Raw genomic sequence first — 14,896 nt, forward strand, 5'->3', positions numbered from 1 at the left:
TGGCATTCGCACACGCTCATCCAGATTCGGGTATGTGACAGTCATTTGCGGTTCACACGAACTTTCGGTTCGTCGACTTCACCATCGAACACACAAATTGTTTGGGTGTTATATGGTCAAGCCTCACGGGCAATTAGTATCGGTTAGCTCAACGCCTCACAGCGCTTACACACCCGACCTATCAACGTCGTAGTCTTCGACGGCCCTTCAGGGGAATCAAGTTCCCAGTGAGATCTCATCTTGAGGCTAGTTTCCCGCTTAGATGCTTTCAGCGGTTATCTATTCCGAACATAGCTACCCGGCAATGCCACTGGCGTGACAACCGGAACACCAGAGGTTCGTCCACTCCGGTCCTCTCGTACTAGGAGCAGCCCCTCTCAAATCTCAAACGTCCACGGCAGATAGGGACCGAACTGTCTCACGACGTTCTAAACCCAGCTCGCGTACCACTTTAAATGGCGAACAGCCATACCCTTGGGACCGGCTTCAGCCCCAGGATGTGATGAGCCGACATCGAGGTGCCAAACACCGCCGTCGATATGAACTCTTGGGCGGTATCAGCCTGTTATCCCCGGAGTACCTTTTATCCGTTGAGCGATGGCCCTTCCATACAGAACCACCGGATCACTAAGACCTACTTTCGTACCTGCTCGACGTGTCTGTCTCGCAGTCAAGCGCGCTTTTGCCTTTATACTCTGCGACCGATTTCCGACCGGTCTGAGCGCACCTTCGTACTCCTCCGTTACTCTTTAGGAGGAGACCGCCCCAGTCAAACTGCCCACCATACACTGTCCTCGATCCGGATGACGGACCAGAGTTAGAACCTCAAGCATGCCAGGGTGGTATTTCAAGGTTGGCTCCACGCAGACTGGCGTCCACGCTTCAAAGCCTCCCACCTATCCTACACAAGCAGGCTCAAAGTCCAGTGCAAAGCTACAGTAAAGGTTCACGGGGTCTTTCCGTCTAGCCGCGGATACACTGCATCTTCACAGCGATTTCAATTTCACTGAGTCTCGGGTGGAGACAGCGCCGCCATCGTTACGCCATTCGTGCAGGTCGGAACTTACCCGACAAGGAATTTCGCTACCTTAGGACCGTTATAGTTACGGCCGCCGTTTACCGGGGCTTCGATCAAGAGCTTCGCTTTCGCTAACCCCATCAATTAACCTTCCGGCACCGGGCAGGCGTCACACCCTATACGTCCACTTTCGTGTTTGCAGAGTGCTGTGTTTTTAATAAACAGTCGCAGCGGCCTGGTATCTTCGACCGACATGGGCTTACGCAGTAAATGCTTCACCCTCATCGGCGCACCTTCTCCCGAAGTTACGGTGCCATTTTGCCTAGTTCCTTCACCCGAGTTCTCTCAAGCGCCTTGGTATTCTCTACCCGACCACCTGTGTCGGTTTGGGGTACGGTTCCTAGTTACCTGAAGCTTAGAAGCTTTTCCTGGAAGCATGGCATCAACCACTTCATCATCTAAAAGACGACTCGTCATCAGCTCTCGGCCTTGAACACCCGGATTTGCCTAAGTGTTCGGCCTACCACCTTAAACTTGGACAACCAACGCCAAGCTGGCCTAGCCTTCTCCGTCCCTCCATCGCAGTAACTAGAAGTACAGGAATATTAACCTGTTTCCCATCGACTACGCTCTTCAGCCTCGCCTTAGGGACCGACTAACCCTGCGTCGATTAACGTTGCGCAGGAACCCTTGGTCTTTCGGCGTGGATGTTTTTCACACCCATTGTCGTTACTCATGTCAGCATTCGCACTTCTGATACCTCCAGCAAGCTTCTCAACTCACCTTCACAGGCTTACAGAACGCTCCTCTACCGCGCATCTTACGATGCACCCGTAGCTTCGGTGTGTGGTTTGAGCCCCGTTACATCTTCCGCGCAGGCCGACTCGACTAGTGAGCTATTACGCTTTCTTTAAAGGGTGGCTGCTTCTAAGCCAACCTCCTAGCTGTCTAAGCCTTCCCACATCGTTTACCACTTAACCACAACTTTGGGACCTTAGCTGACGGTCTGGGTTGTTTCCCTTTTCACGACGGACGTTAGCACCCGCCGTGTGTCTCCCACGCTGACACTTCCAGGTATTCGGAGTTTGCATCGGTTTGGTAAGTCGGGATGACCCCCTAGCCGAAACAGTGCTCTACCCCCTGGAGTGATACGTGAGGCGCTACCTAAATAGCTTTCGAGGAGAACCAGCTATCTCCGAGCTTGATTAGCCTTTCACTCCGATCCACAAGTCATCCCCTACCTTTTCAACGGGAGTGGGTTCGGTCCTCCAGTCAGTGTTACCTAACCTTCAACCTGCTCATGGATAGATCGCCCGGTTTCGGGTCTATACCCAGCGACTAAATCGCCCTATTAAGACTCGCTTTCGCTACGCCTTCCCTATACGGTTAAGCTCGCCACTGAATATAAGTCGCTGACCCATTATACAAAAGGTACGCAGTCACCTAACAAGTAGGCTCCCACTGCTTGTACGCATACGGTTTCAGGTTCTATTTCACTCCCCTCTCCGGGGTTCTTTTCGCCTTTCCCTCACGGTACTGGTTCACTATCGGTCAGTCAGTAGTATTTAGCCTTGGAGGATGGTCCCCCCATATTCAGACAAAGTTTCTCGTGCTCCGTCCTACTCGATTTCACTTCAAAGAACCTTTCACATACGGGGCTATCACCCACTATGGCCGCACTTTCCAGAGCGTTCTGTTAGATTCAAAGAAGCTTAAGGGCTAGTCCCCGTTCGCTCGCCACTACTAAGGGAATCTCGGTTGATTTCTTTTCCTCAGGGTACTTAGATGTTTCAGTTCCCCTGGTTCGCCTCTTGCACCTATGGATTCAGTACAAGATACCTAGGTTATCCTAGGTGGGTTCCCCCATTCAGAGATCTCCGGATCAAAGTCTGTTTGCCGACTCCCCGAAGCTTATCGCAGGCTACCACGTCTTTCATCGCCTCTGACTGCCAAGGCATCCACCGTATGCGCTTCTTCACTTGACCATATAACCCCAAGCAATCTGGTTACAGTCTCGAACGTGAAGACGACATTCGCCGAAAATTCGCGCTTGAACTCGCAAATTTTACCTTGACTTGAATGATCACCAGTGAAAGAGATCATTCAGTCTACTTCTATCACATACCCAAATTTTTAAAGAACAGTTCTGGCACAAAGTCCAGACAGCAAGGTTCGTTACACCGAACATTCCTGTCTGAGCTTTCGACGATTTAGAGATGGTGGAGCCAAGGAGGATCGAACTCCTGACCTCCTGCGTGCAAAGCAGGCGCTCTCCCAGCTGAGCTATGGCCCCATCGGATCAGCAGCACACCACAACAATTGGTGGGTCTGGGCAGATTCGAACTGCCGACCTCACCCTTATCAGGGGTGCGCTCTAACCAACTGAGCTACAGACCCAATCGTTCGGGCTTTGGCAGCTTGTCGACCTCACCCGCTCTCTATCCAAGAGCCGGGGGCGCGCTCAAACCAACCGAGCAGCAAACCTATCGTCTAACCAGTGAATCAAGCAATTCGTGTGGGAGCTTATGAAGAAGCTGCGATCTTCGATTAAGGAGGTGATCCAGCCGCAGGTTCCCCTACGGCTACCTTGTTACGACTTCACCCCAGTCATGAATCACTCCGTGGTAACCGTCCCCCTTGCGGTTAGACTAGCTACTTCTGGAGCAACCCACTCCCATGGTGTGACGGGCGGTGTGTACAAGGCCCGGGAACGTATTCACCGTGACATTCTGATTCACGATTACTAGCGATTCCGACTTCACGCAGTCGAGTTGCAGACTGCGATCCGGACTACGATCGGTTTTGTGGGATTAGCTCCACCTCGCGGCTTGGCAACCCTCTGTACCGACCATTGTAGCACGTGTGTAGCCCTGGCCGTAAGGGCCATGATGACTTGACGTCATCCCCACCTTCCTCCGGTTTGTCACCGGCAGTCTCCTTAGAGTGCCCACCCGAGGTGCTGGTAACTAAGGACAAGGGTTGCGCTCGTTACGGGACTTAACCCAACATCTCACGACACGAGCTGACGACAGCCATGCAGCACCTGTGTTCCGATTCCCGAAGGCACCCTCGCATCTCTGCAAGGTTCCGGACATGTCAAGGCCAGGTAAGGTTCTTCGCGTTGCTTCGAATTAAACCACATGCTCCACCGCTTGTGCGGGCCCCCGTCAATTCATTTGAGTTTTAACCTTGCGGCCGTACTCCCCAGGCGGTCGACTTATCGCGTTAGCTGCGCCACTAAAATCTCAAGGATTCCAACGGCTAGTCGACATCGTTTACGGCGTGGACTACCAGGGTATCTAATCCTGTTTGCTCCCCACGCTTTCGCACCTCAGTGTCAGTATCAGTCCAGGTGGTCGCCTTCGCCACTGGTGTTCCTTCCTATATCTACGCATTTCACCGCTACACAGGAAATTCCACCACCCTCTACCGTACTCTAGTCAGGCAGTTATGGATGCAGTTCCCAGGTTGAGCCCGGGGATTTCACATCCATCTTACCAAACCACCTACGCGCGCTTTACGCCCAGTAATTCCGATTAACGCTTGCACCCTTCGTATTACCGCGGCTGCTGGCACGAAGTTAGCCGGTGCTTATTCTGTTGGTAACGTCAAAACAGCAAGGTATTAACTTACTGCCCTTCCTCCCAACTTAAAGTGCTTTACAATCCGAAGACCTTCTTCACACACGCGGCATGGCTGGATCAGGCTTTCGCCCATTGTCCAATATTCCCCACTGCTGCCTCCCGTAGGAGTCTGGACCGTGTCTCAGTTCCAGTGTGACTGATCATCCTCTCAGACCAGTTACGGATCGTCGCCTTGGTAGGCCTTTACCCCACCAACTAGCTAATCCGACCTAGGCTCATCTGATAGCGCAAGGCCCGAAGGTCCCCTGCTTTCTCCCGTAGGACGTATGCGGTATTAGCGTTCCTTTCGAAACGTTGTCCCCCACTACCAGGCAGATTCCTAGGCATTACTCACCCGTCCGCCGCTGAATCATGGAGCAAGCTCCACTCATCCGCTCGACTTGCATGTGTTAGGCCTGCCGCCAGCGTTCAATCTGAGCCATGATCAAACTCTTCAGTTCAATACTGCTTGGGTTTTGCGAAAACCCTAAACTTGGCTCAGCAATCGCATGCTCTATTTAAAGAGCTAAAACTCTCGAATTCACGAGTGTTACTTGCGCTGCTGATAATCAGTCGATCATCAGTCTTACATCACAAGCACCCACACGAATTGCTTGATTCGACTTGTTAAAGAGCAGTTGGTCAAGGCTTTCGTCTCAACCGAGGCGCGCATTCTACAGCAGCACCTCATCTTGTCAAGCGTTGTTTTCGAAAATTTTCTTTTCTACTCAACCGCTTGCGCTTCGGAGAAGGAAGCCTTCTCACCAGCGGGAGGCGCATTCTACAGCGATCAAACTCACTGTCAAGCACCTCGATGATCTTCTTTTCGACTCACTGCCGGAGCAGCGAATGAACAGTGGCAAGTGATTCACCTGCCGGACCACCACTCTCAGCTTCGAATCTTTGTAAGTTCTTGATTTTCAAGCCCTTTCAGCGCTTCATCGCTGGGAGTGGTGCGCATTATAGGGACTTAAAAAGACCCGTCAACGACTTTTTGCAGAAAGATGACAAATACCTGCCCCCTTCCCTCTCCTATATAGAAGAAAACCCTTCCTGCGACCGCACGCCGCCACGAGCATCGTCAGCGGACAGCCCCAAGCCGGCGTCCCTCTCAGTTACCTCTTCTATATAGAGACGACCCACCAGGACCTCGCACCTCAATGCGCGCCCTAGATTTCTACGAGCTTTGCAGGTTGCCGCCTCGGAAAGCCGCCCACCACCCTCCGATCGTCGCGATCAATCCCGTGGCCAGGCGAGGAAGGGGAAGTCATCAGCAAATCTGGCGCCTACAAAGCCCTCTACCGCTTCCGGCACCCCGAACACCACAGCATCACCCAATGGCTCAGCGACGAAGCCCCCTCCCACCAAGACTCCCAGCACATCCCAACCACCAATCCCCACCACGCCTTCATGATCTGAGCCAACCGATGCATCAGCGTCATCAAATAGCAAGGCAAAATCTGGATTGACGGGACCTGCCGATATTTCTGACGACGCAGGACGACCGGGAACCAAGGGATACGCCGAGCTGGCGGTCTATATAGGTATTTTTTTCGGGAAGAGAAATGCAAAAAGGCCGATTCATTGCTGAACCGGCCTTTTCAAATTTGGTCGGGACGGAGTGATTCGAACACTCGACCCCTTGCACCCCATGCAAGTGCGCTACCAGGCTGCGCTACGCCCCGACGTTGCGACCAGGTTGCCCTGGAAGCGGATCGCACTATACCCCAAGCGATTGCTTCGGAGAAGTACTTTTTTCATTTTTTTCAGTTACTTGCGCAGGACGTGCAGCACGTCCTCCAATTCGGCGATCATTTGCCGGATCAGTTGCTTGTACTGAGTGGCGTCCTCGCGTGCTTCGTCGCCGGTGAGGCGCTGGCGCGCGCCGCCGATGGTGAAGCCTTGGTCGTAGAGCAGCGCGCGGATCTGGCGAATCATGAGCACGTCCTGGCGCTGGTAGTAGCGCCGGTTGCCCCTTCGCTTGACCGGGTTGAGTTGCGGGAACTCCTGTTCCCAGTACCGCAGCACGTGCGGCTTCACCGCGCAGAGATCACTCACTTCACCGATGGTGAAGTAGCGCTTGCCCGGAATGGGGGGCAGCTCGTCGTTATGACTTGGTTCCAGCATAAGCCTCAACCCTGGCCTTCAGTTTCTGCCCTGGACGAAAGGTGACGACGCGCCGGGCTGTGATCGGGATTTCCTCTCCCGTCTTCGGGTTGCGTCCGGGACGCTGGCGCTTGTCGCGCAGGTCGAAGTTGCCGAAACCCGACAACTTCACCTGTTCGTTATGCTCCAGCGCCTGGCGGATCTCTTCGAAGAAGAGCTCCACCAGTTCCTTGGCTTCCCGCTTATTCAGGCCCAGCTCTTCGTACAGACGTTCAGCAATTTCAGCTTTCGTCAGAGCCCCCATACGCTACTTCCTTAACGTGGCGTTGAACCTTTGTTCCAGCGAGGCGACGATATTCTGCGTAGTCGCGTTCACCTCGTCATCGTTAAGAGTGCGTGATGGATGCTGCCAGGTCAAGCCAACGGCCAAGCTTTTTCTAAGCGGATCAATGCCTTTACCGTGGTAGACGTCAAACAACCTGAGATCCGTCAGCCATTCGCCCGCCGTTTCACGGATATTTGCCAGCACGAATTCGGCCGGAGTATCCAGATCGACGATCAGGGCCAGGTCACGACGCACTTCGGGGAAGCGCGACAGTTCGCTGAATTTCGGCAGGCGCCCCTTGGCCACTTCGGCCAGTACCAGCTCGAAGACGTAGACCGGGCGGTCCAGGTCCAGCGCCTTGGCCAGCTCCGGGTGCAGGGCGCCCAGGTAGCCGACCAGCACGCCGTCGCGCTCGATCTTGGCGGTCTGGCCTGGGTGCAGCGCCGGGTGCTCTGCCGGGGAGAAGGTGAAGGCATCTATGGCGCCGGCGTTACCCAGCAGCGCTTCGACGTCGGCTTTCACGTCGAAGAAGTCGACACTCTCGCGGCCATTGGCCCAACCTTCCGGCTGACGGGCACCGCAGACAACGCCGGCCAGCATGTTTTCCTGCACCAGCCCATCCAGCTGACCGACGAAGCGCAGGCCGCTTTCGAACAGGCGCACGCGGGTCTGCTGGCGGTTGAGGTTGTGCTGCAGGGACTTGACCAGACCCGGCCAGAGCGAGGCGCGCATGGCGGCCATGTCGGCGGAGATCGGGTTGGCCAGCATCAGCGGCTCGACACCGGGGTGGAACAGCTGGAACAGCTTGGGATCGATGAAGCTATAGGTGATGGCTTCCTGGTAGTCGCGGGCGACCAGCAGGCGGCGCAGCGCCGGCAGCTCGGCCTGGGACTCGGACTTGGTGTTCGGCGCCAGGCGTGCCTGCGGGTAGCGGACCGGCAGACGGTTGTAGCCGTACAGGCGGCCCAGCTCTTCGATCAGGTCGACTTCGATGGACACGTCGAAGCGATGGCTCGGCACCCCCACGGTCCAGGCATCGGCACCGGCTTTCTGGACATCGAATTCCAGGGCGGTGAGCAGACGCTCGATTTCGGCGTTTTCCAGCGTCATGCCCAGCATCTGGGTGACGCGCTCAGCGCGCAGGGTGACTGGAGCGACCTTGGGCAGATCGGCTTCGTTGACTGCTTCCATGATCGGGCCAGCTTCGCCGCCAACGATCTGCAGCAGCAGTTCGGTGGCGCGCTCCATGGCGCGACGGGCCAACTGCGAGTCCACGCCACGCTCGAAGCGGTGCGAGGCATCGGTGTGCAGGCCGTAGGAGCGGGCCTTGCCGGCGACGGCAATATTGTCGAAGAAGGCGCTTTCGAGGAACAGGTCGCGGGTCTTGGCGCTGACGCCGCTGTGCTCGCCGCCCATCACGCCGGCAATGGCCAGGGCGCGTTCGTGGTCGGCGATCACCAGGGTGTCGGCACGCAGGGTGACTTCCTGGCCGTCGAGCAGGACGAGCTTCTCGCCCTCCTCCGCCATGCGCACGCGTACGCCGCCCTTGATCTCGTCGAGATCGAAGGCGTGCATCGGCTGACCCAGTTCGATCATCACGTAGTTGGTGATGTCGACGGCGGCGTCGATGCTGCGGATGTCGGAACGGCGCAGGCGCTCGACCATCCACAGGGGAGTCGGCTTGCTCAGGTCGACGTTGCGAACGACGCGACCGAGGTAGCGCGGGCAAGACTTGGGCGCCAGCAGCTCAACGCTGCGCACTTCGTCGATCTGCGGGGCAACGGCGTTGACCACCACCGGCTTGACCTCGGCGCTGTACAGCGCGCCGACTTCGCGAGCGAGGCCGGTCAGGGACAGACAGTCGCCACGGTTCGGGGTCAGGCCGATTTCGATGGAGGCGTCATCCAGCTCGAGGTAGTCGCGGATGCTGGCGCCCACCGGCGCGTCCGCGGCGAGCTCCATCAGGCCGGCGTTCTCTTCGCTGATTTCCAGCTCTTTGGCCGAGCAGAGCATGCCGTTGGATTCAACGCCACGCAGCTTGGCCTTCTTGATCTTGAAGTCGCCCGGCAGTTCGGCGCCGATCATGGCGAAGGGGATCTTCAGACCCGGGCGCACGTTGGGCGCGCCGCAGACGACCTGGAAGGTCTCCGAACCGTTGCTGACCTGGCAGACGCGCAGCTTGTCGGCGTCCGGGTGCTGCTCGGTCGACAGCACTTCGCCCACGACCACACCGCTGAACTGGCCGGCGACCGGGATCACGGCGTCGACCTCGAGGCCCGCCATGGACAGACGAGCCACCAGCTCGTCACGGGATACCTGCGGATTTACCCAGCTCCGCAGCCATTGTTCACTGAATTTCATCCTGCTCTCCTAAATACGTTGACGGTCGTGCGGGCTAGCGGAACTGGCCGAGGAACCGCAGATCGTTGTCGAAGAACAGGCGCAAGTCGTTCACGCCGTAGCGCAGCATGGCCAGACGCTCGATACCCATGCCGAAGGCGAAGCCCTGGTACTTCTCGGGGTCGATGCCGGACATGCGCAGCACGTCGGGGTGGACCATGCCGCAACCCATGACTTCCAGCCAGCCGGTCTGCTTGCAGACGCGGCAACCCTTGCCGCTGCAGAGCACGCACTGGATGTCGACTTCCGCCGAAGGCTCGGTGAAGGGGAAGAAGGACGGACGGAAGCGGACGGAGAATTCTTTCTCGAAGAAGGCGCGGAGGAATTCTTCGATGGTGCCCTTGAGGTCGGCGAAGCTGACATCTTCATCGACCAGCAGACCTTCGACCTGGTGGAACATGGGCGAATGGGTCAGGTCGGAGTCGCAGCGATAGACGCGGCCCGGGCAGACAATGCGAATCGGCGGCTTCTGGCTTTCCATGGTGCGGACCTGTACCGGAGAGGTATGGGTGCGCAGCAGCATGTTCGCATTGAAGTAGAAGGTGTCGTGCATGGCACGAGCCGGGTGGTGCCCCGGAATGTTGAGCGCTTCGAAGTTGTGGTAGTCGTCTTCGACTTCAGGCCCCTCGGCAACTTCATAGCCGATGCGGGTGAAGCACTGCTCGATGCGTTCCTTGGTGCGGGTAACCGGATGCAGGCCGCCGGAAGACTGGCCACGGCCCGGCAGGGTCACGTCGATGCGCTCGGCAGCCAGCTTGGCGGCGAGGGCGGCGCCCTCCAGCTCGGCCTTGCGGGCGTTCAGCACATCCTGAACCTTTTCCTTGGCGACGTTGATCAGCGCGCCGACCTTGGGGCGCTCTTCGGCCGGCAGGTCGCCCAGGGTCTTCATGACCTGGGTCAGCTCGCCTTTCTTGCCGAGGTAGTGAACCCGGATCTGCTCCAGGGCGTTGACGTCTTCGGTGTTTCGCACGGCGTCCAGGGCCTGCGAAACCAGCGCGTCCAGGTTTTCCATGTACCAACTCCAGATACAAAATAGGGGAAGAGCGGTAAGGCTCTTCCCCTATCGGTGACGTTACGTCCGGACCGAGATCCGGTAACTGTCGTGGGGCTTAAGCCAGGCTGGCCTTCGCTTTCTCGACAATCGCGGTAAACGCCGCTTTTTCGTTCACAGCCAGATCGGCCAGTACCTTACGGTCGATCTCGATGGCCGCCTTCTTCAGGCCAGCGATCAGACGGCTGTAGGACAGACCGTTCTGACGAGCACCAGCGTTGATACGGGCGATCCACAGGGCGCGGAACTGACGCTTGCGCTGACGACGGTCACGGTAGGCGTATTGGCCAGCCTTGATTACCGCCTGCTTGGCAACGCGGAACACGCGCGAACGCGCGCCGTAGTAGCCTTTTGCGAGCTTCAGGATCTTCTTGTGACGACGACGGGCAATCACGCCACGCTTAACACGAGCCATTTATCTATCCTCTACCAGAAATCAACGCAGACGCAGGGAGCGTTCTACACGGCGAACGTCGGAAGCAGCGAGCAGCGAAGTGCCGCGCAGCTGACGCTTACGCTTGGTGGTCATTTTGGTCAGGATGTGGCTCTTGAAAGCGTGCTTGTGCTTGATGCCACCAGCAGTCACTTTGAAGCGCTTCTTGGCGCCACTCTTGGTTTTCATCTTTGGCATGTTTAGTACTCCGCATTCGTTAACAACTGATAACCATCAGGCCTGCCAGTGCCCGGGAGGTTATTTACGCTTCTTGGGAGCGATGACCATCATCAGCTGGCGTCCTTCCAGCTTGGGATGCTGTTCCACGGTGCCGAATTCGGCGAGGTCATTTTCGACCCGCTTCAACAGCTCCATGCCCAGTTCCTGGTGGGCCATCTCACGACCACGGAATCGAAGCGATACCTTGGCCTTGTCCCCTTCATTAAGGAAACGTACCAGGTTGCGTAGTTTTACCTGGTAATCCCCTTCTTCCGTCCCTGGACGAAACTTGATTTCTTTGATCTGTTGCTGGTGCTGGTTTTTCTTCGCAGCAGCGGCCTGCTTCTTCTTCTCGAAGAGGTGCTTGCCGTAGTCCATGATGCGGCAGACAGGGGGCACCGCATCAGCAGAAATTTCTACCAGGTCCAGCTTGGCCTCGTCGGCTTGACGGAGGGCCTCGTCGAGGGAGACCACACCAATCTGCTGACCGTCAGCACCAATCAGACGAACCTCACGGGCGGTGATGTTCTCGTTGATCGGCGGTTTCGGGAGAGCCCGCTTATCCTGTCTCATTTCACGCTTAATAATGATTACTCCGAGTCTTGGCGACCACGCCGGGAAACCGCCTGAGCCAGCAGCTCAGCGAACTGGGCGATCGGCATCGAGCCGAGATCTGCCCCTTCGCGCGTACGTACGGCGACGGCCTGCGATTCAACTTCCCTATCACCGATAACCAACAGATAGGGAACCTTGAGCAAAGTATGCTCGCGGATTTTAAAGCCAATTTTCTCGTTTCTCAAGTCAGACTTGGCACGGAATCCGCTTTGCTCGAGCTGACGCACCACTTCTTCAGCCCATTCGGCCTGCTTGTCAGTGATATTCATCACCACGGCCTGGGTCGGCGCGAGCCAGGCCGGGAACAAGCCGGCGTAATGCTCGATCAGCATGCCGATGAAGCGCTCGAAGGAGCCGAGGATGGCGCGGTGCAGCATGACCGGACGGGTACGGCTGTTATCTTCGGCGATATAGCTGGCATCCAGACGCTCCGGAAGGTTCGGATCGTACTGCAGGGTGCCGCACTGCCAGTTACGGCCGAGGCAGTCCTTGAGGGTAAACTCGATCTTCGGACCGTAGAAGGCGCCCTCACCCGGCTGGTATTCCCACTCCAGGCCGGACTCGTTCAGAGCATCGGCCAGCGCACTTTCGGCGCGATCCCACAGTTCTTCGGAACCGACGCGCTTGGCCGGACGAGTGGACAGCTTCATGGAAACGTCAGTGAAGCCGAAGTCCGAATAGACCTGCAGGGTCAGCTTGATGAAGTCGGCCGCTTCCTTCTTCACCTGTTCTTCGGTGCAGAAGATGTGGGCGTCGTCCTGGGTGAAGCCACGCACGCGCATGATGCCGTGCAGCGCGCCGGACGGCTCGTTGCGGTGGCAGGCGCCGAACTCGGCGAGGCGCAGCGGCAGGTCGCGGTAGGACTTCAGACCCTGGTTGAATATCTGCACGTGGCACGGGCAGTTCATCGGCTTGACCGCGAAATCGCGGCTTTCCGACGAAGTGGTGAACATGTTCTCGGCGTAGTTGGTCCAGTGACCGGAACGCTCCCAGAGGATGCGGTCGACGACCTGCGGGGTACGCACTTCCACGTAGCCGTGGTCGCGCTGCACCTTGCGCATGTACTGCTCGAGCACCTGGTAGACGGTCCAGCCGTTCGGGTGCCAGAAGACCATGCCCGGCGCTTCCTCCTGGAGGTGGAAGAGGTCGAGCTGCTTGCCGATGCGGCGGTGGTCGCGCTTCTCGGCTTCCTCGATGCGCTGGACGTAGGCCGCCAGCTGCTTCTTGTCCGCCCAGGCGGTGCCGTAGACGCGCTGCAGCTGCTCGTTCTTCGAGTCGCCGCGCCAGTAGGCGCCGGAGATCTTGGTCAGCTTGAAGGCCTTCAGGAAGCGAGTGTTCGGCACGTGCGGGCCGCGGCACATGTCCACGTACTCCTCGTGGAAGTACAAGCCCATGGCCTTCTCGTCCGGCATGTCGTCGATGAGGCGCAGCTTGTACTCCTCACCACGAGCCTTGAAGGTCTCGATGACTTCGGCACGCGGCGTCATCTTCTTGATAACGTCGTAGTCCTTGTCGATCAGTTCGGCCATGCGCTTTTCGATGGCAGCCATATCTTCAGGGGTGAAGGGGCGCTCGAAGGCGATGTCGTAATAGAAGCCTTCGTCGATCACCGGGCCGATGACCATCTTGGCGGTCGGGTACAGCTGCTTGACCGCATGGCCCACCAGGTGAGCGCAGGAGTGGCGGATGATTTCCAGCCCGTCCTCGTCCTTCGGGGTAATGATCTGCAGGGTCGCGTCGCTGTCGATTATGTCGCAGGCATCGACCAGGCGGCCGTTGACCTTGCCGGCCAGGGTGGCTTTCGCCAGGCCCGCGCCAATGGATTGCGCCACCTCGGTCACGCTGACCGGATGATCGAAGGAACGCTGACTACCGTCGGGAAGAGTAATGATGGGCATGGCGCCTCCTCTCCTAGTGGTGACCCCTACGAAAGGCCACATGGGTTGGGATGTGCCAGTAAGCGTCGCCCGCCGGGTCTGCCTGCCTCACAGTGGCAGGCGCCTTGTCGGCACCCTGCGCTTTCGCGCGCGGACGGAGATCACTGGAAGAAATCGGATAAAACCCGCCCGCAATCGATAGCGGGCAAGGCGTGCGATGTTACTGCAACTTTGGCTAACTGACGAGCGACCACCCTGACTGCGCTCAGTATTGCTCGACAAATTCCAGCACAGTGCGATTGAAGGACGCCGGACGGATCACATTCATGCCGTGGGATGCACCAGGGATCATCGAAGTTCGCACATCCGCCAACGCCGCCTGCAGCGCCTGGATAATGCGTGGGAAAGGCTCCGGACTCTTCGCCCCACCGATCAACATAACCGGCAAATGTAGTTGCTCGAGTTGAGCATGGGAAATCGGCTGCGGATGATCCGCCACCTGCCCCACCAATGTCATGGCATTGGCCGTGGCCATTTCTCGGAATTGCCGGGAAGAACGCTCCCACACCCCCACACCACTCACAGTATCGACGAAGAGTTGCAATCCCTCGCCGACCTGTCCCGCACGAATCATGGCCAGTGCCTGCTGGCGAAACTGATTGCGCTCAACTGGGGATACTGGCGAGACCAACCCCGCCATACGGAATACATCCTCCGTAAAATCCCCGCCAGGATCGGCCAGTATCAGGGAACGCAACTTCTGCGGCGCAGCCAATGCCACTCGCAGACAGAGATTGCCACCACGCGAATGACCGAGCAGATGCGCAGGGCCGGGCAATTGATCCAGCAACGCAAGCAGATCGCTCACATGTTGCTCCGTCGTGAATCCCGCACCCTCGCCATCCCATTGCTCAGGAAAATAGTGGCGCAGGCTGGGCGCCACCACATGGTAGTGAGCCGACAAGGCGGCGAACTGCCCCTGCCAATAGCGATAATCGCAGAGCGATCCATGAACCAGCACAAGCGGCACCCCCTGCCCCGCCGCCTGGCACGCAAGCTCATAATCATTGACCCGATACCGCACAATCTCACTATTCATCCAGCACTCACACTCAACGCACCACAATAAAGCACACAATATTCAGAGGGACTTGGCAGGAGCCGCCCCCTTTACTCCGTGCATTATCCCTCAAGAAACAACTAATCCGCGCCCCGGATAACCACTCGAT

9 protein-coding genes, 3 tRNA genes and 2 rRNA genes are annotated in these 14,896 nt (G+C 57.6%); all 14 read right to left on the reverse strand.

What is annotated here, in order from left to right; genetic code table 11:
* Positions 1–112 precede the first annotated feature (112 nt).
* Positions 113–3,003 (reverse strand): 23S ribosomal RNA (locus O6P39_RS17985).
* Between the two features lie 232 nt (positions 3,004–3,235).
* Positions 3,236–3,311: transfer RNA gene (locus O6P39_RS17990), tRNA-Ala, on the reverse strand.
* 27 nt (positions 3,312–3,338) lie between these two features.
* Positions 3,339–3,415, reverse strand: a tRNA-Ile gene (locus O6P39_RS17995).
* A gap of 151 nt (positions 3,416–3,566) precedes the next feature.
* Positions 3,567–5,102 (reverse strand): 16S ribosomal RNA (locus O6P39_RS18000).
* The 16S and 23S rRNA genes sit together here with 2 tRNA genes alongside, the layout of an rRNA operon.
* Positions 5,103–6,249: 1,147 nt before the next feature.
* A tRNA-Pro gene (locus O6P39_RS18005) sits at positions 6,250–6,326 on the reverse strand.
* Between the two features lie 85 nt (positions 6,327–6,411).
* Positions 6,412–6,768, reverse strand: a complete 357-nt coding sequence (locus O6P39_RS18010; protein WP_015476661.1) for a MerR family transcriptional regulator — start codon at positions 6,766–6,768, stop codon at positions 6,412–6,414.
* A complete protein-coding gene (ihfA, locus tag O6P39_RS18015) occupies positions 6,749–7,051 on the reverse strand; it encodes an integration host factor subunit alpha (protein WP_003090661.1) in 303 nt (100 codons plus the stop codon). The genes O6P39_RS18010 and ihfA overlap by 20 nt, the downstream gene beginning before the upstream one ends.
* Positions 7,052–7,054: 3 nt before the next feature.
* On the reverse strand, positions 7,055–9,433 hold the full coding sequence (gene pheT, locus O6P39_RS18020) for a phenylalanine--tRNA ligase subunit beta (protein ID WP_275607835.1): 2,379 nt from the start codon (positions 9,431–9,433) through the stop codon (positions 7,055–7,057).
* 34 nt (positions 9,434–9,467) lie between these two features.
* Positions 9,468–10,484 carry a phenylalanine--tRNA ligase subunit alpha gene (gene pheS / locus O6P39_RS18025; RefSeq protein WP_017516492.1) on the reverse strand — a complete coding sequence of 339 codons (1,017 nt, stop codon included), beginning with the start codon at positions 10,482–10,484 and terminating at the stop codon, positions 9,468–9,470.
* A 97-nt stretch (positions 10,485–10,581) separates the two neighbouring features.
* Entirely contained in the window at positions 10,582–10,938 is a 357-nt protein-coding gene (gene rplT / locus O6P39_RS18030; RefSeq protein WP_003099086.1) for a 50S ribosomal protein L20, read from the reverse strand.
* 21 nt (positions 10,939–10,959) lie between these two features.
* A complete protein-coding gene (gene rpmI / locus O6P39_RS18035) occupies positions 10,960–11,154 on the reverse strand; it encodes a 50S ribosomal protein L35 (RefSeq protein ID WP_205334978.1) in 195 nt (64 codons plus the stop codon).
* A gap of 60 nt (positions 11,155–11,214) precedes the next feature.
* Complete coding sequence (infC, locus tag O6P39_RS18040) at positions 11,215–11,766, reverse strand: translation initiation factor IF-3 (RefSeq protein WP_275611977.1); 552 nt, start codon at positions 11,764–11,766, stop codon at positions 11,215–11,217.
* On the reverse strand, positions 11,766–13,688 hold the full coding sequence (gene thrS, locus O6P39_RS18045) for a threonine--tRNA ligase (protein WP_275607836.1): 1,923 nt from the start codon (positions 13,686–13,688) through the stop codon (positions 11,766–11,768). The genes infC and thrS overlap by 1 nt, the downstream gene beginning before the upstream one ends.
* 244 nt (positions 13,689–13,932) lie before the next feature.
* Positions 13,933–14,766 carry an alpha/beta hydrolase gene (locus O6P39_RS18050; protein ID WP_275607837.1) on the reverse strand — a complete coding sequence of 278 codons (834 nt, stop codon included), beginning with the start codon at positions 14,764–14,766 and terminating at the stop codon, positions 13,933–13,935.
* Positions 14,767–14,896 lie beyond the last annotated feature (130 nt).

Origin of the sequence: Pseudomonas sp. PSE14 (assembly GCF_029203285.1) — a bacterium.
Taxonomy (GTDB): Bacteria; Pseudomonadota; Gammaproteobacteria; order Pseudomonadales; family Pseudomonadaceae; genus Pseudomonas.